General features: G+C 72.7%; 22 protein-coding genes. 8 read left to right on the forward strand and 14 right to left on the reverse strand.

Features of this window, described 5'->3' with window-relative positions; genetic code table 11:
* Positions 1-45: 45 nt before the first annotated feature.
* From SPRI_RS16910 to SPRI_RS16925, 4 genes are all read right to left on the reverse strand, one after another.
* The gene (locus SPRI_RS16910) at positions 46-687 is read right to left on the reverse strand and encodes a PadR family transcriptional regulator (protein ID WP_005314201.1); all 642 of its coding nucleotides are present in this window, start codon (positions 685-687) and stop codon (positions 46-48) included.
* Positions 688-731: 44 nt separating this feature from the next.
* Complete coding sequence (locus SPRI_RS16915) at positions 732-1,283, reverse strand: DinB family protein (RefSeq protein ID WP_005314202.1); 552 nt, start codon at positions 1,281-1,283, stop codon at positions 732-734.
* Between the two features lie 120 nt (positions 1,284-1,403).
* Positions 1,404-2,861: an aldehyde dehydrogenase family protein gene (locus SPRI_RS16920; RefSeq protein WP_005314204.1), complete on the reverse strand. Its 1,458-nt coding sequence runs from the start codon at positions 2,859-2,861 to the stop codon at positions 1,404-1,406.
* A gap of 62 nt (positions 2,862-2,923) precedes the next feature.
* Complete coding sequence (locus tag SPRI_RS16925; protein WP_078535285.1) at positions 2,924-3,844, reverse strand: helix-turn-helix domain-containing protein; 921 nt, start codon at positions 3,842-3,844, stop codon at positions 2,924-2,926.
* A 314-nt stretch (positions 3,845-4,158) separates the two neighbouring features.
* Between SPRI_RS16925 and SPRI_RS16930 the strand changes: the two genes are divergently transcribed.
* Positions 4,159-4,653, forward strand: coding sequence for an ATP-binding protein (locus tag SPRI_RS16930; RefSeq protein ID WP_037774082.1), 495 nt, complete (start codon positions 4,159-4,161; stop codon positions 4,651-4,653).
* Between the two features lie 72 nt (positions 4,654-4,725).
* Here the strand turns inward: SPRI_RS16930 and SPRI_RS16935 are convergent, their stop codons facing one another.
* From SPRI_RS16935 to rpmG, 5 genes are all read right to left on the reverse strand, one after another.
* Positions 4,726-4,968, reverse strand: a complete 243-nt coding sequence (locus tag SPRI_RS16935; protein ID WP_005314214.1) for a DUF397 domain-containing protein — start codon at positions 4,966-4,968, stop codon at positions 4,726-4,728.
* Positions 4,969-5,201: 233 nt separating this feature from the next.
* Complete coding sequence (gene rpsR, locus SPRI_RS16940; protein ID WP_005314216.1) at positions 5,202-5,450, reverse strand: 30S ribosomal protein S18; 249 nt, start codon at positions 5,448-5,450, stop codon at positions 5,202-5,204.
* 1 nt (position 5,451) lies between these two features.
* Positions 5,452-6,588: a CobW family GTP-binding protein gene (locus SPRI_RS16945; protein ID WP_005314217.1), complete on the reverse strand. Its 1,137-nt coding sequence runs from the start codon at positions 6,586-6,588 to the stop codon at positions 5,452-5,454.
* Positions 6,585-6,833: a type B 50S ribosomal protein L31 gene (locus tag SPRI_RS16950; RefSeq protein WP_005314219.1), complete on the reverse strand. Its 249-nt coding sequence runs from the start codon at positions 6,831-6,833 to the stop codon at positions 6,585-6,587. The genes SPRI_RS16945 and SPRI_RS16950 overlap by 4 nt, the downstream gene beginning before the upstream one ends.
* A 1-nt stretch (position 6,834) precedes the next feature.
* On the reverse strand, positions 6,835-6,999 hold the full coding sequence (gene rpmG / locus SPRI_RS16955) for a 50S ribosomal protein L33 (protein WP_005314221.1): 165 nt from the start codon (positions 6,997-6,999) through the stop codon (positions 6,835-6,837).
* 61 nt (positions 7,000-7,060) lie between these two features.
* Between rpmG and rpmB the strand changes: the two genes are divergently transcribed.
* From rpmB to SPRI_RS16970, 3 genes are read left to right on the forward strand one after another with little or no spacing between them, the layout of a single operon-like run.
* Complete coding sequence (gene rpmB / locus SPRI_RS16960) at positions 7,061-7,297, forward strand: 50S ribosomal protein L28 (RefSeq protein WP_005314223.1); 237 nt, start codon at positions 7,061-7,063, stop codon at positions 7,295-7,297.
* Positions 7,297-7,602 (forward strand): 30S ribosomal protein S14, encoded by a 306-nt coding sequence (gene rpsN / locus SPRI_RS16965; protein ID WP_005314226.1) that lies wholly within the window; start codon positions 7,297-7,299, stop codon positions 7,600-7,602. The genes rpmB and rpsN overlap by 1 nt, the downstream gene beginning before the upstream one ends.
* Positions 7,603-7,640: 38 nt before the next feature.
* Positions 7,641-8,123: a hypothetical protein gene (locus SPRI_RS16970; protein ID WP_037774084.1), complete on the forward strand. Its 483-nt coding sequence runs from the start codon at positions 7,641-7,643 to the stop codon at positions 8,121-8,123.
* Positions 8,124-8,199: 76 nt separating this feature from the next.
* Here the strand turns inward: SPRI_RS16970 and SPRI_RS16975 are convergent, their stop codons facing one another.
* Positions 8,200-10,320, reverse strand: coding sequence for an FUSC family protein (locus SPRI_RS16975; protein WP_053557062.1), 2,121 nt, complete (start codon positions 10,318-10,320; stop codon positions 8,200-8,202).
* A 996-nt stretch (positions 10,321-11,316) separates the two neighbouring features.
* Positions 11,317-12,459 carry a DUF2786 domain-containing protein gene (locus SPRI_RS16980; protein ID WP_005314232.1) on the reverse strand — a complete coding sequence of 381 codons (1,143 nt, stop codon included), beginning with the start codon at positions 12,457-12,459 and terminating at the stop codon, positions 11,317-11,319.
* A 126-nt stretch (positions 12,460-12,585) separates the two neighbouring features.
* Between SPRI_RS16980 and SPRI_RS16985 the strand changes: the two genes are divergently transcribed.
* The gene (locus SPRI_RS16985; protein WP_005314233.1) at positions 12,586-13,311 is read left to right on the forward strand and encodes an ABC transporter ATP-binding protein; all 726 of its coding nucleotides are present in this window, start codon (positions 12,586-12,588) and stop codon (positions 13,309-13,311) included.
* On the forward strand, positions 13,305-15,455 hold the full coding sequence (locus SPRI_RS16990; protein WP_053557063.1) for an FtsX-like permease family protein: 2,151 nt from the start codon (positions 13,305-13,307) through the stop codon (positions 15,453-15,455). The genes SPRI_RS16985 and SPRI_RS16990 overlap by 7 nt, the downstream gene beginning before the upstream one ends.
* Before the next feature lie 120 nt (positions 15,456-15,575).
* Here the strand turns inward: SPRI_RS16990 and SPRI_RS16995 are convergent, their stop codons facing one another.
* Positions 15,576-16,301 carry a lipoprotein gene (locus tag SPRI_RS16995; protein WP_267879618.1) on the reverse strand — a complete coding sequence of 242 codons (726 nt, stop codon included), beginning with the start codon at positions 16,299-16,301 and terminating at the stop codon, positions 15,576-15,578.
* 76 nt (positions 16,302-16,377) lie between these two features.
* Here SPRI_RS16995 and SPRI_RS17000 point away from each other — a divergent pair, with 76 nt between their 5' ends.
* Positions 16,378-16,938, forward strand: coding sequence for a sugar O-acetyltransferase (locus SPRI_RS17000; RefSeq protein WP_005314235.1), 561 nt, complete (start codon positions 16,378-16,380; stop codon positions 16,936-16,938).
* 114 nt (positions 16,939-17,052) lie between these two features.
* A complete protein-coding gene (locus SPRI_RS17005; RefSeq protein WP_053557064.1) occupies positions 17,053-18,738 on the forward strand; it encodes a bifunctional 3'-5' exonuclease/DNA polymerase in 1,686 nt (561 codons plus the stop codon).
* Positions 18,739-19,292: 554 nt separating this feature from the next.
* On the opposite strand, the gene SPRI_RS17010 is transcribed toward SPRI_RS17005, so the two are convergent.
* Both SPRI_RS17010 and SPRI_RS17015 read right to left on the reverse strand, forming a co-directional pair.
* On the reverse strand, positions 19,293-20,564 hold the full coding sequence (locus SPRI_RS17010; protein ID WP_053557065.1) for a hypothetical protein: 1,272 nt from the start codon (positions 20,562-20,564) through the stop codon (positions 19,293-19,295).
* A 93-nt stretch (positions 20,565-20,657) separates the two neighbouring features.
* The gene (locus SPRI_RS17015; protein ID WP_005314241.1) at positions 20,658-21,167 is read right to left on the reverse strand and encodes a SigE family RNA polymerase sigma factor; all 510 of its coding nucleotides are present in this window, start codon (positions 21,165-21,167) and stop codon (positions 20,658-20,660) included.
* Positions 21,168-21,261 lie beyond the last annotated feature (94 nt).

Below are 21,261 nucleotides of genomic sequence, written 5' to 3' on the forward strand. Positions count from 1 at the left end.
CCACCGCCGTAAGATAGTCCCCTGAAATCGATTGGTCAAACTTGATTAGCTGAGATCGCCCTCATGCGGCTCGCCCGTCGCGTAAGGGTTCTCCTCGCCCTCCGCCCGCACCCCGACGAACGGCTCGCCCTCACCCGCGAAGGTGTAGGCGCCCTCCTCGATCCGGCGGATCAGGCCGCGCGTCCACTCCGCGCCGAAGTCGGCGGACGAGACCCACATGTTCATGATCTCGCCGATGTGGCCCAGGGACTGGGGACCCTCTTCCGGCGTCCAGTACTCCGTCACCGAAGCCCGCCACTGCTCCAGACCGCGCACCCGCTCCGTGAGCAGCGCCACCGCCTCGTCCCGCGGCAGGTCGACGATGAACCCGATCGCGGCCGAGAGCACGTCCGTCTTCTGGTCGTGCGCGGTCAGGGACTCGCGCAGGAGCGAGAAGAACTCCTCGGTGCCCCGCTCGGTGATCTCGTACTCGGTGCGCGGCGGGCCGCCCGCCGTCGACGGGGCGATCTCATGGGCGTGCAACAGCCCCTGCTTCGCCATCTGCTTCAGCGCGTGATAGATCGACCCCGGCTTGGCGTTGGACCACTCGTGGGCGCCCCAGTACTCGAGATCGTTGCGGACCTGGTAGCCGTGCGCCCGTCCGTGCTGGCGCACGGCACCCAGGACGAGAAGCCGGATCGCTGACATCCGCGTACCTCCTAATCAACTTTGACCAGGGTACGCAGCGATCTTCACGCGCCCCAGTCCCCTCCCTGCTCCAGCGCGACCAGATCGAAGGCGCCCTTGCCGTCCAGCGACTCGCGGATGATGTCCGCATGACCCGCGTGCCGGGCGATCTCCTCGACCAGGTGCATCATCAGCCAGCGCATCGAGACCCGCCCGTCCTTGGGGAACCAGGGCGCCGGGGGCAGCGGGAACGTGTCGTCGAGGCTCGGCACGGAGCGGATGAACTCCTCCGTCTCCTTCGTGACCGAGTCCCAGAAGGCCAGCACGCCCGGCACGGTCTCGTCGCCGACCAGGCGGAAGCTGTCTCCCCAGGTCTCCTCGGAGCGCTGCCTCTCGTTCGGCCGCTGCTGCGCCATCCGCAGCCAGTTCAGCTCCATCTCCGCCACATGCTTGAGCAGCCCCGACAGCGACAGCTCGCTCGCGCTGGGCCGGCTCGCCGCCTGCTCCTCCGTCAGCCCGAGGACGGAGCGCCTGAGAGCGCCGCGCTGGGCCTCGACGAAGGACAGGAGCGCACCGCGCTCGTCACCGTGGGCCTCTGCGGGAACGTGGGTGACCATGGTGTGTCCGCCTTCCGGATCCTGGAGGAGGGGCCGTCCGCCCTCCTGCCGACACCTCAAAAGCTACGGGCCCTTGCGGTCAGCTTCTGTCCGCAAGGGCCCGGCGCCGGGAAGGATTCGTCAGAACGGGAAGCGCGAGCGCCCGTGCTGGACCGAGATCCACTTCTGGGTGGTGAAGGCGTCCAGCATCGAGTCGCCGTTCAGCCTGCCGAGACCGGAGTGCTTCTCGCCGCCGAAGGGCACGATCGGCTCGTCGTGCACGGTGCCGTCATTGATGTGGATCATCCCGGTGTCCACCCGCTTGGCGAGCCGCACACCCCGCTCCACGTCACCGGTGTGCACGGCGCCGCTCAGGCCGTACGGCGTGTCGTTGGCGATCCTGACCGCCTCGTCCTCGCCGTCGAAGGGGACGATCAGTGCCACCGGGCCGAAGATCTCCTGTGTCAGCACCGGAGAGTCGGCGGGAATGCCGGTGAGCACCGAGGGGGAGACGAGGTTGCCCTCCGTGCCGCCGTGCAGCAGCGCCGTCGCGCCCGCCTCCACGGTCTGCTCGACCAGCGCGGTGACCGCGTCCGCCTGGGAGGAGTTGATGAGGGGGCCGATGTGGGTCGCCGGGTCCGCCGGGTCGCCCACCTTGAGGGTCCGCACCTTGGCGACGAACTTCTCGGTGAACTCCTTCTCGACCGAACGGTCCACCAGGATGCGGTTGGCGGCCATGCAGACCTGGCCCTGGTGCACGTACCGGCTGAAGACCGCGGCGTCCACCGCGTAGTCGATGTCGGCGTCGTCGAGCACGATCAGCGCGCTGTTGCCGCCGAGTTCGAGAATGGCGTGCTTGAAGTTGGCCGCGCAGACGGTGGCGACGTGCCGGCCCACCTTGTCGGAGCCGGTGAAGGAGATCACCTTCGGAACGGGGTGCGCTATGAGCGCGTCGCCTATCTCGGCTATGTCGGTGATCACGACGTTCAGCAGACCGGCGGGCAGCCCCGCCTCCTCGAACACCTTGGCCACCAGCGTGCCACCGCAGATCGGGGTGTTCTGGTGCGGCTTGAGGACCACGGCGTTGCCGAGGGCCAGCGCCGGGGCGACCGACTTGACCGACAGCAGGAAGGGGAAGTTGAAGGGGCTGATGACGCCCACCACGCCGACCGGCACCCGGTAGACGCGGTTCTCCTTGCCGTCGACCGGCGAGGGCAGGATGCGCCCCTCCGGCCGCAGCGCCAGGTGCACCGCCTCGCGCATGAACTCCTTGGCGAGGTGCAGCTCGAACGCGGCCTTGAGGCGGGTGCCGCCGAGCTCCGCGACGATCGCCTCCGTGATCTCCTGCTCGCGGTCCTCGATGATCCGCAGGGCCCGCTCGAAGACGGTCCGTCGGGCGTACGGGTTGGTGTCCGCCCACTCCCGCTGCGCGCGCTCCGCCGCCCGGTAGGCCTGGTCCACCTCGTCGGCCGTGGCCACGGGGATGGAGGCGAGCTTCTCGTCGTCGTACGGATTGAAGTCGATGATGTCCCAGGAGCCGGTGCCCGGCCTCCACTCGCCGTCTATGTACTGCTGGGCCAGATCGGTGAAGAAGGACATGTGATCCCTTACTCCAGAGGCATGGGCACGGACGTCTGATGTGGCGTCATCGTACTTATGTTTCAGATGAGTTGGAGGAGACCCCGAAGAAGGTCCCGGGTCTCGGCCGGATCAGGACTGTCCTCGGTCAGCCTTTCCATCACCCGCTCGTACTGGGCGACCTCCTCGCGCTTGTCCAGATACAGCGCGCTGGTCAGCTGCTCGAGGTAGACGATGTCGGAGAGGTCCGACTCCGGGAAGCGCAGCATGGTGAACGCGCCGCTCTCGCCCGCGTGGCCGCCGAAACTGAAGGGCACCACCTGGAGCGTGATGTTCGGGTGCTCCGAGACCTCGATCAGATGGCGCAGCTGGGCCTGCATCACCGCCCGGTCACCGTACGGGCGGCGCAGGGCGGCCTCGTCCAGCACGGCGTGCAGGTGCGGGGCGCGCTCGGAGACGAGGGTCTTCTGGCGCTCCAGGCGCAGCGCGACCCGGCGATCGATCTCGGCGCGGGGCGCGTCCGGCATGCCGCGGGTGACGACGGCGTGAGCGTACGCCTCCGTCTGCAGCAGCCCGTGCACGAACTGCACCTCGTAGATACGGATCAGCGAGGCGGCGCCCTCGAGCCCGATGTATGTCTGGAACCAGCCGGGCAGTACGTCACCGAAGCTGTGCCACCAGCCGGCGACGTTGGCCTCCTTGGCGAGTCCGAGCAGCGCGTCGCGTTCGCTGTCGTCGGCGACGCCGTAGAGCGTCAGCAGGTCCTCCACGTCGCGCGCCTTGAAGCTCACCCGGCCCAACTCCATACGGCTGATCTTGGATTCGGACGCGCGGATCGAGTAGCCGGCCGCCTCTCGCGTGATGCCACGCGATTCCCTGAGCCTTCTGAGCTGCGAGCCCAGCAGGATGCGCCGCACCACCGAACCTCCGCCCGGGCCCTCGGCACGGGACTGTTCCCACGACCACGCTGACTCGCCTGCTGCCACGGCTTCGACCCTCCCCATCCTTGCTGTGCACGCTCTGTTCGCTCGACACCGATGCTTCCGGAGGGTCCCCCCGAACCCCAAGAGCCGGATTCTGCCACCAAAACGCTTCAGCCCGTACTCATTCGATTACTGAAATGAGAAGGCGTCAGGCAGAGCGCGCAAGATATTGGTGGAAGAAATGAGCAAGAAACGGCACGGGGGCGGACAGGTCCGGCGCGTGCACGTGCATCTGCCCTTGCATCTGCCCTACGCATTCGGAACCATGGTCCTCGCGCACCTGCGTGCTCGTTCGTGTTGTAGCGTCACAGCCGCGATTCCCGGGAGTGCCTCGCATGGGACCGAATGGATCCACCATGCTCGAGCCGTTACGGCAGGGCCTTCCCCCCTTCGACCCCGCGGCCGTCTCGAGTTCCGCCTCGTGTGCCCTGCCCGCCCGCTTCGAAGCGGTGCGCGGCGCCCGCCTGTTCACCAAGAACACACTGGGCCAGTGGCAGCTCGACGAACGCTTCGACGATGTCGCCCTGGTCGTGTCCGAGCTCGTGACCAACGCCCTGCGGCACGCCCTGCCCTCCGACGGCGCCCCGCACGAGCCCGCGAAAGAGGCTCCGGTCCGGCTGCACCTGATGCGGTGGACCGGCCGACTGGTGTGCGCGGTGCGCGACCCCAGCCACGACGGCCCCCGGTCGCGGCAGTCCGAGGAGGACTTCGCCGCCGAGTCCGGCCGCGGACTGTTCCTGGTCGACTCCTTCAGCGACGGCTGGGGCTGGCACCCGCTCGCCGGGTCGCTCCGCGGCAAGGTCGTCTGGGCACTGTTCCGTCTGAACTAGGGCCTCTCGTCCGGCGCCACGCCCGGCGCCGGTCGCGCGCCTCGTTCCGAAGCGCGTCCGTGCGGCCGGGCGTCACGCCCCCGCGATCAGGTGATCGAACTCCCCGTCCTTGACGCCCAGAAGCAGCGCTTCTATCTCGGCGGGCGTGTAGACGAGCGCGGGCCCGTCGGGGTGCCGCGAATTGCGCATCGCCACGTCGCCGTCCGGCAGCCTGGCCAGCTCCACGCACGAACCCTGCGAATTGCTGTGCCGGCTCTTCTGCCAGACGACCCCGCGAAGCTCCGTCGCCGCCATGCCGTTGTAGACCTGGTGCACAAGTCGCTCCCGGGGTGCAAGGTGCAAGTGTCAACTATCCGGGATCATAGCTGTGTTCACATGCAGATGCATGGGCCGGATGCACGGGCAGATGCACGTGCACGCGGGGTGTTCCCGCGGTTACAGCAGCGGCGCCCTCACCCATGAAGACGTCTGCCGCCGCCGATCGGTGCCATCCTTCGCGACCCGGTTCCGGCTCCCCTTCGGGACTACGTACGGCGGGCCCCGCCCGTTCAGCCGGCCGAGCCGGAGGTGTAGGGCAGCAGCGCCATCTCCCTCGCGTTCTTGATGGCGCGGGCCAGTTGCCGCTGCTGCTGGGCACTCACCCGGGTCACCCGGCGACTGCGGATCTTCCCCCGGTCGGAGATGAACTTCCGCAGCAGATCGGTGTCCTTGTAGTCGATGTAGGTGATGCGGGCCCGGTCCAGCGGATTGGGGCGGGACTTGAGCGGGGTGCGCGGGTCCTTGCGGCGGGGTGACATGTCAGACCTCCAGGAGGGAGTCGAAGGCGGGCGGCAGCCGCTTCCAGGCCTCGCGGCCCGCGGCGTACTCGGCGTCGGTCAGCAGGCACGACTCGAGCAGCTGCTCGAGTCCGTCGCGGTCGAGCCCCGGCGAGGTGAACACCAGGTGCTGGCAGCGGTCGCCGTGCTCGGGGTGCCAGTCCAGCGCGGCGGCCGCCCGGCGCACCGGCGGGACCATCTCCCAGGCGGCGTCGGGCAGCGAGGCGAGCCAGGGCCCCGCGCTCTCGACGCAGAGCGCGCCACCGGCCGCGTCCCAGGCCAGCAGGGTGTCGGGCCGGTCGGCGAGCCAGAACCGGCCGCGGCTGCGGGCCGCAGCGCAGGTCAGGTCCTCCAGCGCCTGGTAGAGGCGTTCGGGATGGAAGGGCCGGCAGTGGTGCCACACATAGGTGGCGACGCCGCAGTCGTCGGCCTCCTGCGGCAGCAGGGCGCAGGCCGGATGCTGCGCGGCGGCGGCCGCCTCCACGTCGAACCCGGCGACGGCCGCGGCGACCAGCTCCTCGCCGTCCACCGCGATCCGGCGGGCCGTCGGGTGCAGCTGCGTGAGCAGCGCGCGGTCCTCGTCGTCCGCGTCGTCGCTGTCGACGAGGGCGAGGACCGGCGGGTACTCCAGCTGACGCGCCCAGGTGTCCGCGATCGTGCGCCGGTCCGTGGCCGCGGCGGCGAGGCCCGCGTCGGCGAGGTCGTCGCCGTTGGCGAGATACGGCAGCAGAAGTGCGGGGTCCACGGCGGTCATCACCGAGGTCAGGGCGAGGCCTTCGCCGCCGTGCGCGGCGATCACCTCGGCCATGGCCTTGGGCTCGACCGAGTCCCACAGCTCGACGATCGCGAGGCCGGTGGCGCCGTCCGTGGCGAGCCGCGCCAGTTCGGGCACCAGGTCCTCACGCAGAGCGCAGCAGGCACAGTCGTTGACGAGCGGCGTCTCGCCGGTGTCCCGGACACCCCGCGCGTCGCGGACGGTCCTGAGGACCGTGCCCCGCCCGGCGGTCGAGAGGTCGTGGTGGAGGGCGACGCTGCCGGGCACCGCGGCGAGCAGCCGTTCCACGGTGGCCCGGCGGGCGTCGGAGTGGAGCCCGCCGACGAGTGCGACGGGCAGCGTCACCGTCGGCCTCCGTACCGGCGCTCGAAGCGCTCGACGCGGCCGGCGGTGTCGAGCACGCGTGCCGTCCCCGTGTAGAAGGGGTGGCTCGCGGAGGAGATCTCCACGTCGATGACCGGGTAGGTGTTGCCGTCCTCCCAGTCGACGGTCCTGTCGCTGGTGGCCGTCGACCGGGTCAGGAAGGCGAAGCCGGCGGCCTTGTCGCGGAAGACCACGGGCGCGTACGGCGGGTGGATACCGGGCTTCATGTCAGCGCTCCTCTCGGAAGTCGACGTGGCGGCCGGCGACCGGGTCGTACTTGCGAAGGGTCAGCCGGTCGGGGTCGTTACGGCGGTTCTTGCGGGTGACGTAGGTGTAGCCGGTGCCCGCGGTGGAGCGGAGCTTGATGACCGGGCGGATGTCGTTGCGAGCCATGGGGCTAGTATATGGAAATGATTTCCATTACCAAACGAGCTCTCACGAGAGGTGCATCACCATGTCCGCGCACTGCATGCTGACCGGGGCACAGCCCGGCTTCGGCAACCGGATCTCCCACTCGCACCGGCGCACGTCCCGCCGCTTCGACCCGAACATCCAGCGCAAGCGCTACTGGCTCCCCGGCGAGGGCCGCCATGTCCGCCTCACGCTCAGCGCCCGGGCGGTCAAGACCGTCGACGTCATCGGCGTCGAGGCCGCCGTCGCCCGGATCCGCGCCCGGGGAGTGAAGATCTGATGGCGAAGAGGAGCAAGGTCGCACGCAACGAGCACCGCAAGGCGGTCGTCGAGCGCTATGCCGCGCGGCGGGCGGAGTTGAAGGAGATCATCCGCAGGCCGGACACGAGCGAGGCCGACCGGCGCGCCGCACAGGCGGAGTTGCGACGTCAGCCGCGCGACGCCAGCCCGACGCGCGTCCGCAACAGGGACGGGGTGGACGGCCGGCCCCGCGGCCACCTGCGGAAGTTCGGGCTCTCCAGGGTGCGGATGCGTGAGCAGGCGCACGCCGGCTTCCTTCCCGGAGTACGCAAGTCCTCCTGGTAGCTTGGCGCCGTCTTGCTATCGATCAGGGGGACGGATCAGTGCTCAACCTCGTACGTACATCGGCCGTCGCGGCGGGCCTCGTCGCGGCCCTCGCGCTGACCGGATGCGGCAGTGGCGAAAGCGACGACGCCGGCAAGGACAAGGCCACGGCCTCGCCCACGGATGCCGGCGGCGACAGCAGCGGCGGCGGCGAGGGCAGGCCCCGTGACATCGAGGGCACCTGGACCGGTCTCAGCGACGGGAAGCCGGTCGCGCTGTCCGTCCAGGGCTCGAACGCCGCGATCGTCGCCGACGGGCACGCCTGCACCGGCGAGGTGCAGGACACGGGCAAGCAGATGCTCGCGCTGAAGTGCGCGGACGGGAACACGGACCGCACCATGGGCTCGATCGAGTCCAACGACGGGACGACGCTGGTCATCTCGTGGGACGCCGGCAAGAAGGACACGCTCAAGAAGAGCGAGGCGGGCGCCCTGCCCGACGGTCTGCCGACCGGGATGCCGACAAACGTCCCGGCCCCGTGACGTGACGGCGTGACGGCTGCGGTGAGCCGCCGGCCGGACCGGCGGCGGTGAGCCGCGCCGCACGTCGCCTCGCCCCTCACCGGGCCGCGGGCCCCTCGTGGGCCCGCGGCCCGTCGTCGTCCCGCCTCGCCGCCATCGCCTCCGCCAGGTCGTCCAGCGCGGCGAGGAGTTGGACGGCGCCTCCCCGCAGGACCGCGTCGGAGGCCTCCTTCGTGCCCCAGAGGTCCACGACTTCGTGCACCGCCCCCCAGTCCGGCACCCGGTTCTCGCGTACCGCCTCCGCGCCCTCCTCGACGGCGTGGCGCAGCACCTCGGCCAGCGCGGCGGCGGCCGGCACCGGCTCGGCCCCCTGACCACCGCGGTACTCGGGCAGGTGCGCCTCGATGAGCATCGCGACCCTGCCCGCCTGGGCGAGCGCCCGGCCCGCGTCCTCCGCCGTGCTCCGTGACAGCACCCGGGAGCGCACCGGCTCGTGCTTGGCCTTGGTCAGCGCGTCCCGCCAGGCGATCCGGGCGTCCCGCGAGTCGAGCAGCGTCCGCCGGACGTCCACGGACCCCGGCGTCCCGGCGGTGTCCGGGGCTTCGGCGGGATCGGCGTAGCGGTCGAGGACTGCGGCGGCGTAACGGCCGTTCGCGAGCAGCCAGTCGGCGAGACGGTGGTGCAGTCGCGGGGTCTCCCAGGCCGGGTAGAGGGCGTAGGCGAGCATCGCCAGCAGCCCGCCGAGGAAGGTGAGCAGCACCCGCTGGGGAACCGTCTGGGCCCAGTCCTCACCGCCGGTGCCGAGCAGGAAGACCACGTAGGCGGAGATGAAGACGCTGGCGACCGCGTATCCGGTGCGCATGACGAGGTACATCCCGAAGGCGCACAGGACGGCGATGCACGCGCTGACATAGGTGCCGGGCCGGGCCGTCTGCACCACCGCCGTCGCCACGCCCACACCGACGAGGGTGCCGCAGAAGCGGGCGACGGAACGGCCGTAGGTCTGCGAGAAGTCGGGGCGCATGACCATGACCGCCGTCAGGGGCGCCCAGTAGCCGTGGCCCAACGGGAGCGCGGTGCCCAGCAGATAGCCGGCGGCCACGACCACAGACGAGCGGACCGCGTGCCGCAGCACCGGCGAGTCGGGGCGCACCTCGTCGCGCATCGCCCGCAGCGCGCCGGGGACCAGCCGCACCAGCCCGTGCCGTGTGCGGTGGTCGGACTCGGCGGCGCCCGCGCCGCGCGCCGTGCCGACGACCTCGTCGAGCAGTGCGATCAGCCGCAGGGCCGCCCGGCGGGGCGGCCCTGAGAGGACGGCGCCGGTGTCGGGCGTGCGCAGGGCGGCAGCCGCGGCCGGCGGCACCTGGACGGCCTCCCCGTGGCGGACGGCGCGCGCGGCGGCGTCGAGCACCGTCCCTGCGGCGTGGAGGAGTTCGCGCACCCGGTCACGGGCCGGGCCCGTCGGGGGGACGCCGACGGCCGGGTCGGCCAGTGAGGCGAGCACGGGCCTGATGCGTTCGGCGACACCGCGGGTGCCGTGCAGCTCCGCCGGCCTGCGTCTGGCCTGCCGGGGGGTGACGGCGGCGGCACTGCGGGCGTGCATCAGCGGGGCCGGGTCGAAGGACGCGGTCGGGTCCTCGCGGAGCCTGCGCGCGTAGTCGGCCTCCGCCGCGAGCGCGTCGGCGAGCGCGTCGCGCTGTGCGCCCCAGCGGCGCACGGGGAACAGGACGACGAGCAGGGCCTGTACGACCCCGCCGACGGCGATCATGGCGGCATGGCCCGCGGCGGCGGCCACCGATGTGGGCAGCGTGACGGTCACCAGCATGATGGCGATGTTGGAAGACGCCATGATCCCGGCGGTCGGCCCGACCGCCCACAGGAGGCCGCCGACGAACGTCCACAGCGCCAGCAGGGCCATGAAGAGGAAGACATGGGCGCCGGTGAGGTAGCCGAGGAAGGTGGAGACGGCGAGCGTCGCTCCCGAGAGCAGCGCGAGGACCGGCCGGGGTCGCCAACTGCGCTGGAACGTGGCGATGGCGGCCTGGAACGCGCCGAAGGCGGAACTCACGGCGACGGCGGGCCCGAAGAGCGCCAGTGCCGCGCCGAAGACGAGTGCGAGGCCGGCGGCGCCCCGGACGGCGATGAGGGGTTCCAGCCGTTTCCGCTCGACCTTCAGCCCGGAAAGGGCGGTCTCCTTCAACGCCCGGAGCCAGCTCATGGGCCGAGCGTAACTACCTTTCCCGGCATTTCGCCCCACCTCGGGGCGGAGCACGCTGGCCGGCGGTCGCTGCCGGGCCCTACGTGGGCGACACGGCGTCGGCGCGGAGGCGGACGGCGCCGGCGGCCGCCGGGGCGTGGCGGCTTCACGGAGGCGCAGCGGGCCGGCGGGTGCCGAGGCGTGGCGGCTCCGTGAAGCCGCACCGCGCCGAGCGGCGAGACGTGGCGGCTTAGAGCGTGGCAGCCGCGCCGGGCCGGACGGCGAGACCTGGCGGCTTCACGCAGCCGCACCACCCCGGCGGCTGCCGAGGCGCGGCAGCGGCGCCGGACATCGAGCCTGGCAGTGCACGCAGCCGCACGGCACCGGTCACTGCCGGGCGTGGCAGCGGCGCGGGGCACCGCGCAGGATGGCGCGGCGGGATCAGTGCCTGGGCGGAGGGACGCACCGGCCGCACCGCGCCGAGCGGCAAGACGTGGCGGCTTCACACAGCCGCACCACCCCGGCGGCTGCCGAGGCGTGGCAGCGGCGCCGGACAGCGAGCGTGGCAGCGCACGCAGCCGCACGGCACCGGTCACTGCCGGGCGCGGCAGCGGCGCGGGGCCGCACCGCGCAGGATGGCGCGGCGCGACCAGAGCCGGGGCGGCAGGGCGGCGAGGCGTGCCGGCCGCGCGCCGAGCGGCAAGACGTGGCGGCTTCACACAGCCGCACCGCGCAGGCTGCTGCCGGGCGTGACAGCGGCCGCGGAGGCGCACCGCGCAGGACGGGGGGACGCAACCAGAGCCGGGGCGGCAGGCGTGGCGGCCGCACCGGGCCGGACGACGAGCGTGGCAGTGCACGCAGTCGCACCGCGCCGGCGGCTGCCGAGGCGTGGCAGCGGCGCGAAGGCCGCACCGCGCAGGACGGCGCGGCGGGACCAAGCCGGAGGGTGCCGCAGGACGGCAAGACGGGAGCGCGCAGGACGGCGAGGCGTGCCGGCCGCGCGGAGGTGCACGTCGGCTAGTGGCGGCGGCCGCGTGTGATGTGGCCCGACGACGGGGACGGGCCGCGGCGTTCCGCGCGGTCCGCCGCCGCGCGGCCGTCCTGCCAGCCGTCGGGGTCGGTCGCGCCGCGGACCCGGGTGGTCGTCGTCTCGGGGAACATCCGGTCGGTGTGCGAGGCCACGGCGACGTCCCGCGACGCGAGGACCGGCAGCAGGTCGGGGGTGACCACGTCGTCGGCGACAGCGGTCAGATGTTCGCCGAGGCGGCTCGCGTACGCGGTCCAGAACGACTGGCGGAAGGTCTTGGTCCGTCGGCGGCCGCCCGCGCGCTGCGCGGACTCCGCCTTGGTGAGCGCCGTCGCACCCTGGACGAGCAGGGAGGTGTGGAGCAGCTCGACCGACTCGAGGTCGCTCTCGAAGCCGACGACGGTGGAGAAGGCGAACGCGCTGTTCCACACCGCTCGGCAGCGGTTCGCGGCGGCCACCGCGTCGAGCAGGACCGCCTTCGCCGTCTCGTACGGGGCGTCCACGCCGATCCGGCACGCGGACGGGACGTCCGGGCTGTGCGTACGGGCGGCCAGCAGGGCCTCGTCGACGCTGTGCCTGGCCATCAGTTCCTGCGCCTTGGCGGTGAGGGCCTCCGCCTCCTCCGGGTAGCCGGTGGCCTCCGCCTTCGCCAGCAGCGCGCGGATCCGCCCGAGCATCCGCGGCTCGTGCGGTGACGCCTGCACCGAAGCCAGTGACTCGCCCGGGACGGGGCCGACCGGTTCGATCGCCGGGAGACGGGAGAGCAGCCGGTACAGCTCCAGCAGGGCCGTGGCGTGAGAGAAACGGTCGGACCTGGGCGGTTGCAGACCGGCCAGTTCGTCGAGCTGGGCACGGAAGCGGGGTGCGAGCCGTCGGCCGTAGCGCTTGGTCTCCGCCGTGATCAGCCCCGCCGCCAGCAGTTCGTGCGTGTCGTCGAGGTCCCGTCGGACCAGACGCACGACGTCGGCCGGCTGCCAGCCGCGCTCCCACGCCCGCCGTACGAACTCCTCGCCGCGCAGACGCAGCTCGGCGTCGGCGGAGGGGTCGGCGGCGAGCAGGGACGCACCGGTGTCGAGCGCCTCGTCGCCCTCCCCGTACAGCGCCGCCGCCAGCGCCTTCTCGACCGTACTCATACTTCGGATGGTCCCACGGACAGGGCGGCCGGTCCCGCGGGGTGTTCTCGGGGTAGGGCGGGCCATACCCCGGGAACACCCCCCAGTGGTCGTGATCACGGCGCCGGAAGACGGAAGCCTGGCGGCATGACCACAACAGCCGTACGGCTCACCGGGCTCCGCCGCGTCCACCGTGACGTCACCGCACTCGACGGGGTCGACCTGGAATTCCCCCGAGGGTCCTTCACCGCCGTCATGGGGCCCTCCGGATCGGGCAAGTCCACCCTGCTCCAGTGCGCCGCCGGGCTCGACCGGCCCACCTCGGGGACCGTGGAGATCGACGGTGTCCGGCTCGAAGGGCTGAGCGAACGGCGGCTGACGCTGCTGCGGCGCGACCGGATCGGTTTCGTCTTCCAGGCCTACAACCTCGTCCCGTCGCTGACCGCGGCCCAGAACGTCGCCCTGCCGCTGCGGCTGGCCGGGCGGCGGCCGTCCCGCGCCGATGTGCGCCGGGCGCTGGCCGAGGTGGGACTCGAGGGGAGGGCGGGGCACCGGCCCGGCCGGATGTCGGGCGGACAGCAGCAGCGGGTCGCTCTCGCCCGCGCTCTGATCACCCGGCCGGCCGTGCTGTTCGCGGACGAACCGACCGGCGCGCTCGACACCGTCACCAGCAGGGAAGTGCTCGCACTCCTCCGTGGGCTGGTGGACCGCGAAGGTCAGACGATCGTGATGGTCACCCACGATCCGGTGGCCGCGTCCTTCGCCGACCGGGCCGTCCTCCTGGTGGACGGGCGGGTCGCGGGAGAGCTGACGGCGCCCGGCGCCGAGCAGGTCGCCGCCCGTCTCGCGGGACTGGAGGCGGTCCCGTGCTGACCGTCGCCCTCGCCTCGCTGCGGGCACGCCGGTCCACGTTCACCGCCGGTTTCGTCGCACTGGCACTGGGCGTCGGACTGATCGCGACGATGGGCCTCGGCCTGGCCTCCACCCTTGAGGCGCCCCGGCGGCCACCGGAGCGGTTCGCCTCCTCCCCCGTGGTCGTCATGGGGCAGGACAGGCTGACCGTGGAGGTCCGCCGGGGGCCGGGGACCGAGAAGGTGTCGAAGCCGCTCGCCCATCCACACCCTGTGGACAGCGGACTGGTCCGGGAACTGGCCCGGCTCGGCCGGGTGACCCGCGACGGCGGCACCGACGCGGTCGGCGTCGACGCCCCCGCGGACAGGGTCACAGAAGTGGTGGGCGACCGGGCGCAGGTTCTCACCGGGGACGAACGGCGGCGGGCGGATCCCGGGACCGAACGCGACGCCCAGGCCCTCGTCTCGGTGAACTCGCTGCTCGGCACGGCCGGCGGCGTGTCCGCCTTCGTCTCCGTCTTCGTGGTCGCCTCGACGTTCGCCTTCGCGGTGGCCCTGCGGCGGCGTGAGTTCGGGCTGCTGCGGACGGCAGGGGCGACACCCGGTCAGATCCGCCGGCTGCTGCTCACCGAATCGCTGGTCGTGGGCGCGCTCGCCTCGGCAGCGGGCTGTGCGCTCGGCGCGTGGGGTGCGCCGCGGCTGGCCCGGGCCCTCGTCGAAGGGCAGGTGGCTCCCGAGTGGTTCGCGATCCGCGAGGACGTGAACTGGCCCTTCCACGTGGCCTTCTGGACGGGGCTGCTGGTCGCCCTGACCGGGGTGTGGGCGGCATCGCGCCGGGCAGGGCGCATCGGTCCGGCGGAGGCGCTGCGCGAGGCGGACGTGGACACGGGCGTGCTGCCGCGCGGCAGGCTGCTGGCCGGCATCGTCCTCGCGGTGGCCGGTGTCGCGCTGCTGGGCTGGGGCCTCGCCACGGACCCGGCCGACCTGCTGAAACGCAAGACGTACCTGACCCGGCCGATGATCCTGATCACCGCTGTGGCCCTGCTGGCTCCGCTGCTCGTGCGGCGCACCGCGAGGCTGCTGCCCCTGCCCGGCGCGGTGGGGATGCTCGTACGGGAGAACACCGTCGCGTCGGTACGCCGCACGGCCGCCGTCGCCGCACCGGTACTCGTCACCGTGGCTCTCGCGGGCTCGATGACCGGCACCGCGGAGTCGGTGACGGCGGCCCGGGCGGCGGACGCCCGGGAACGGACAACGGCCCAACTCGTCGTGACCGGCGAACGGTTGCGCATGCCGCGGCCCACCGCCGTCACGCCGGCGACGAGGCAGGCGACGGTCTCACCGTCCGCGTCCACCGCCGTGTACGTACGGGAGGAGGGCACCGCACTCGTCGGGTTCGAGGCGCGTGCGGTGACCGACCCTGCGGCGTTCGCGAAGCTGGCGCGGCTGCCGGTCACGGCGGGCGACCTGCGCGATCTGGACGACCGTTCCATCGTCGTCACCGAGGAGTGGATGCGGCCGGAGGTGGGGCGGACCGGCGACGTGTGGCTGGGCGACGGCCGCCCGGCCGAGCTCCGCATCGCCGCCGTACTCGCGATCGGGACCGGCGGCGACGGCGCCTTCGTCACGGCCGCCAACGCGCCGACCGCCTCCGTCGACCGGGTCGACGTACGGGCCGCCCCCGGCGCCTCCCCCGCCACGCTCGACGCCCTCGCCACCGAACTGCGGAGCTCCTTCGGCGGAACGGTCCGCGAAGTGGACGAGTGGGCCGCCGCGACACACCCCCGCACCAGCCCGCAGACCCGCCTCGGCATGCTCGTCGTGCTCGGGATCGCCCTTGTCTACACGGCGATCGCCCTCGCCGGCACCCTGCTGATGGCCACCTCGGCACGCGCCGGGGAACTCGCTTCGCTGCGCCTCGCGGGAGCGACCCGCGCACAGGTGCTGCGGATGGTCACGGGCGAGGCCCTGCTCGCCGTCGCCGTCGGGGCCGTACTGGGGGCCGCGATCACCGCGGTGAACCTGGGCGGGCTGGGGGCGGCGCTGGCCGCGCTGTCGGCACCCGTGACGGTCGTGGTGCCGTGGGGGACGGCCGGGGCCGCGCTCGGGGCATGCGCGACGGTCGCGGTCCTCGCGGCGCTGGTCAGCTGCCCGAGGACCAGGTGAGGGACGGGGGCGGGTGACGGGCGCGCGGCCCGTGAGGAGCGCGGCCGGCAAGGCTCCGGGGGCGGGGCGCCAGGATCCGGCGTCCCGCCCGCGGTCCGTTCCAGGGACGACCCGGGCCGGTCAGGAGACGCGCAGGGTCCGCTTGGCCAGTTCGTACGCGGGGAGCATCTGCTCGTGTTCCTGCGAGTCGAGTCCACCGAGGTCCACGACCACCAGGCCCTTCGGCGTGGCCACGGCGAAGGCACGTTCCTTCTTCGGGTCGTCGAAGAACTCGTTCTTGTTGATGTACGTGACCTCGGTGGCGGCAAGCTCCCCCGCCTTGGTCTCCTTGTACACCTCGTCCGTCCGCTCCTTCGCCCCTTCGGCGACGAACGCCTGGAGCGCCTTGCGGGTGTCGTCCCCCGCGTCGGCGCCGGCCCACACCCGGATGAAGCCGACGTGCCCGGCGGGCTTGGCGTCGATCTCGCACACCAGCGTGACCGGGCCCTGTTCTAGGATCGCGGCGAACTCGCCGTCCTTGTCACTCTCGACACGCTCGGGCTTCCAGTCCGCGGCGAGCGAGAAGGTGACGGGCATCGGGCAGGCGGAGCCGGGGGCGCCGACCGAACCCGCCGCGGCCGGCCCGTCGGCCGCCTCGTCCTGCTGGTCGGTCCCGTCCTTCTTCGTGTCCTGCTTCGCGTCCTGCCGGCTCGCGGGACCGCCCGCCTTCTCGTCCGTGCCGGCCGTCGCCGAGCAGCCGCTCGCCACACCCGCCACCAATGCCGCCGCCACAGCCCCGAGAGCCGCGCCGCGCACACGTCCCCGCATCACATTCCGCACCGAAGGATCCCCACCCTGTCCGTCCATGAACCCGCCACCGCTGTCCGGGCGGCGTAGCAGGATCGATCCTACGGAGAGCCGGTGCAGAGGAAGGATTCGATCAGTGGGTGTGAACAAGGACCGGATGCTGGCAGGCGAGTGGTACCTCCCGGACGACGAGGAGTTGGGCGCGGACACCCTGCGCCGTACAGAACTCTGCGCCGCCTACAACGGGAACGGCGGCGCCGCGCCCGACGAGCGGACGGCGATACTCCGCGAACTGCTCGGCTCGCTGGGCCAGGACGTACGCATCCGGCCGCCGTTCCACTGCGACTACGGGCGCCACATCAGCATCGGGGACCGCGCGTTCGTCAACTTCAACGCCGTCTTCCTCGACGCTGCGCCCATCACCGTCGGCGCCGACGTGCAGATCGGGCCGAACGTGCAACTCCTCACCCCGGCCCATGAGATGGACACGGAGCGGCGCCGCGCGGGCTGGGAGAAGGCGGTCCCCATCACGATCGGCGACAACGTATGGCTCGGCGGCGGGGTGATCGTCTGCCCCGGCGTCACCATCGGGGAGAACACCGTCGTCGGCGCGGGTTCCGTGGTCACCAGGGACCTGCCGGCCGGGGTGCTCGCCGTCGGCAACCCCGCCCGCGTCGTCCGCGCCCTGACGGACTGAGCCCCGCGCGCACGCGACGACTGCCGCGCGGGACACACGTCCCGCGTCGCTGCCCGGCCGGCCGACGGGCCCGTCGACCGGCCGTTGTCGTACCCGGCTGCCACACTCGAAACCATGGGCGAACGGTGGGCTCTGGCAGCGACGGAGGGGGACGGGGCCAGGCTCGTCCCCCTCCGTCCCGACGGCCTGCCCGCCGGGCCCGTGGTGGAGGAGCCCGACCTGGTCGAGGCGGTCCGCTCCCGCCCAGAGGCGGACCGGTGGGTGTGGCGGTCCACGGCCGGGATCTACCCACGGCTGCTGGCTGCCGGTGTCCGGGTCGAGCGGTGCTACGACATCGAGGGCGCCGAGCTGCTGCTGCTCGGCCATGAGGGGCGGCTCGGCGAACCACGTTCGGCGGCCGCCGCCTGGGCGCGGCTGCGCAACGCTCCCGTGCCGCCCGATCCGCCGGCCCGGGCGGCCGAGCCGGGCTCCCAGTCCTCACTGTTCGAGCCGCAGCCCGTCGCCGTGCCCCTGGAGGCGCTGCTCGAGGTCTACGCCGACCAGCAGCGACGACATCTGGCGGCCGAGCACCCCGGCCGGATGCGGCTGCTCACTGCCGCGGAGTCCGCGGGCATGCTGGTGGCCACGGAGATGAACCGGGCGGGGCTCCCGTGGCGCGCCGATGTGCACCGCGCGGTGCTGCACGAGCTGCTCGGCGAGCGGTACGCGGGCGGTGGCGAGCCGAGACGTCTGGCGGAGCTCGCGGACGAGGTGTCGGCCGCCTTCGGCCGGCGGGTCCGGCCGGACCTGCCGGCCGACGTGGTGCGGGCGTTCGCGCAGGCCGGCATCAAGGTGCGCTCGACCCGGCGATGGGAGCTGGAGGAGATCGACCATCCGGCCGTGAAGCCGTTGATCGAGTACAAGAAGCTGTACCGCATCTGGACGGCACACGGCTGGAGCTGGCTCCAGGACTGGGTGCGGGACGGCCGTTTCCGGCCCGGGTACCTGCCCGGCGGCAGCGTCTCCGGCCGCTGGACGACCAATGGTGGCGGGGCACTGCAGATACCGAAGGTGATCCGGCGGGCCGTCGTCGCGGACGACGGCTGGCGTCTCGTGGTCGCCGACGCCGACCAGATGGAGCCACGGGTGCTCGCCGCGATCTCGCGCGACCCCGGCCTGATGGAGGTCGCGGGGCACGACGGCGACCTCTACACGTCGCTGTCCGACCGGGCGTTCTCCGGTGACCGCGACCACGCCAAGATCGCGCTGCTCGGCGCGATCTACGGCCAGACGTCGGGCGACGGCCTGAAGAACCTGGCGGCGCTCCGGCGCAGGTTCCCGAGGGCGGTGGCCTATGTGGACGATGCGGCGAAGGCCGGCGAGGAGGGCCGGCTGGTACGGACGTGGCTGGGGCGTACCAGTCCCCGCGCGGCCGGCGCGGGCGACGACGACGAGGCGGGCATCCCCCAGGAACCGGTCGAGGCGGCCCCCGCCGACGGCGAGTTCACGCCCGGCTACGCGTCCACCAACGCCAGGGCACGGGGTCGTTTCACCCGGAACTTCGTGGTGCAGGGCAGCGCCGCGGACTGGGCGCTGCTGATGCTGGCGGCGCTGCGGCAGGCGACCGCGGGAATGCGGGCGGAGCTGGTGTTCTTCCAGCACGACGAGGTCATCGTGCACTGCCCGGCGGAGGAGGCCCGCGACGTGGCGGAGGCGATCCGCTCGGCCGGTGAGCTGGCCGGGCGGATCGCCTTCGGCGAGACGCCGGTGCGGTTCCCCTTCACGATCGCGGTGGTGGAGCGCTACTCGGACGCGAAGTGACACGCGCGGGCTCGGCTCCGGACCCCGGCGCCGAGGAGACCCGACACCGGAGCCCGGCCCGCCTGCCGGCTCGGTATCCAGCCCGGCCCACGTGCCGGCTCGGCTTCGGAACCCGGCCCAGGTGCAAGCTCGGCCCGGCGGCCCAACGACCGGCGCAGACCCGGCTTCGGAACCCGGCCCAGGTGCAGGCCCGGCTCGGCTCGGCGGCCCAACGACCGGCGCAGACCCGGCTTCGGAACCCGGCGGCCGGTGGAGACCCGGCTTCGTGGCTCAGCTCCGGGGCGACTCTCTCGGCCGCGGCTCGGCCCCGCCGGGGAGGTCCGCAGCCGGAGCCCGACGCGCCCGGAGGTCTCCAGCTGCGGGCGCACAGGGGTGCGGACACGGCTGCGCAGGTCGGCGCCCGACAGCCTCCGCCGCTCCGCGGAGCCACCGGGGAGACCGCGACGCCGGAGCCCGGCACACGTGCCTCGGCTTCGGGGCTCAGCGCGGCGCGTACACGGCTGCGGTCGGCGCCGCAGTGCCTCCGCCGCGCCGCCGCTCGGCTCCGCCGGGGGTCATCCGGCCGCCGTACGCCACTTCTTGTCGAGGACGATGGTCTTCATCTGCTCGATGGTCAGCACCGGCTCGGCCCGGCCAGCGTCCTGGCCCTGACCCGGCGCGTTGAAGGCCATCATCACGACCCGGAAGCCGTCGGGACGCAGCGTGTCGACCGTCCAGCCGACCGCCCCCGCGCCGCCCTTCTGGTCGGGGTCGTTCTCCTTCTTCACCAGGACCTTGGTGCCGTCCGGCAGGGTGGTGACGTCGCCGGCGAAGAGTTCCGACGCGAGGTCCTGCATGCCGGTCTGCGCGTTGACCTGGATGAAGCCGGCGCCCTTGCCGTCGTCGGCGACGACGAAGCCGTAACCGGGGTCGCCCTGCTTGTCGAGGACCTTCAGCCCCTTGGGGAGCAGGGACATGAGGATCTTGTCCACCGAAGCACCGGTCCGGCCGGGCGGCCGTGTCTCCTTACGGGGCTCGCCCAGCTGCGCGCCGATCGACTTCCACACCTCGTCCGTGACGAGCGCCTTCATCTGCGGCCCCGTCAGGGGCGGCGCCGGCCTGCTGACCGGTGCGTCCTTCTCGGCGGGCGCGTTCCATTCGCTCGCGTCGACCTGTACGCCCTCGGGCGTGATCAGGACCGCCCGCCACATGCGGGTGTCCACGCGCCGGTCGGGATACTCGTAGCCCTGGACCAGCATGAAGCGGGAGCCGCCGGGGAGCGTCTCGGCCCTGCATGTGTCGTGCTGCACCAGCGCCTTGGACGGGCAGGTGACCAACTGCTCCGCGCTCTGTCCGGCCGGGTCGACGGTACTCACGCCGAGGCTGATCGCCGCCGCTCCTTGACCGTCGTCGAAGACGAGGGAGGCGTACGGGCCGGTCTTCCCGCCCTTCGGGTCCTCGGTGATGCCGCGGCCGTCCTCCTGGGTGATCTTCCCCTCGGGCAGGAGGGCCTTGAAGGCCGCGAGCATCTTCTCCTTGGTGACCCCGCCCGCCGCGGACGGGCCCGGGGCGCTGGGCGTGGCCGGCCCTTCGGCGGCGCTGGGCGTGGCCGGCAACGCGGCCGATGTCCGGCCGTCGCCCGGGCCGAGCGCGCCGGTCGTGTACCCGCCGGCGACCCCGACCACGGCGAGTGCCAGGACACTGCCGGCCACGGCGGCGGCTCGTCGGCGGGCCAGCCGGCGGCGGCCGCGGGTCAGGCCGCCGTCCACCAGACCCGGCCGGTCGGAGGGCCGGAAGGTGTCAGCGGTACGGCGGATCGCATCTCCGAGTTCGTCCTCGAAAGGCATGGGGAACCACACTCTCTGGTCGCAACACACGAAATGAAGTAGTTGGGCTCGCGGGGCGTCCCGCAGGAACGGCCCGCCGTCGGGGCGCCGCGCTCAGCGGGCGGCGAACTCGACCAGGCTTCCGCCGAGTTGCTCACGGAGCTTGCCGAGCGCCCGCACCGCTCTGCTGCGCACCGCGGCGGAACTGACGTTCATCGCGTCGGCGGTCTCCTCGATGCTGCGGTCCTCCCAGTACCGCAGCACCACCACCGCCCGGTCCTTCGGTGAGAGCCGGCCGAGCGCACCGAGGAGCGCGAGGCGCAGCTCGGGGTCGTCGGTGCGGAGCAGGGCGGAGTCGGGCAGTTCGCCGACAGGTCGTTCGGAAGCGGACCGCCGGCGCCGGTGAGTCAGGAACGAGCGGACGAGGACGGTCTGTGCGTACCCCGCCGGATTCTCGATCCGGGAGACCCGCCCCCACAGCACGTACATCCGTCCGAGCGTCTCCTGCACCAGATCCTCCGCGAGGTGGGTGTCCCCACTGGTGAGGAGGCAGGCGGAGCGGTAGAGGTGCGCGGCGCGGTTCGTCGCGAACTCTCTGTACTCCTCCGCGCGGGACGCTCTCATCCCCTGCTCACTCTCCCCCGTGGTGCGCCGGCGACCCCTTCACCTCATTGACGCGGCAGCGTCCCGGAAATGTTTCAACCTTCTTCGGAGAATC

The sequence above is a fragment of the Streptomyces pristinaespiralis genome, assembly GCF_001278075.1.
Lineage (GTDB): Bacteria > Actinomycetota > Actinomycetes > Streptomycetales > Streptomycetaceae > Streptomyces > Streptomyces pristinaespiralis.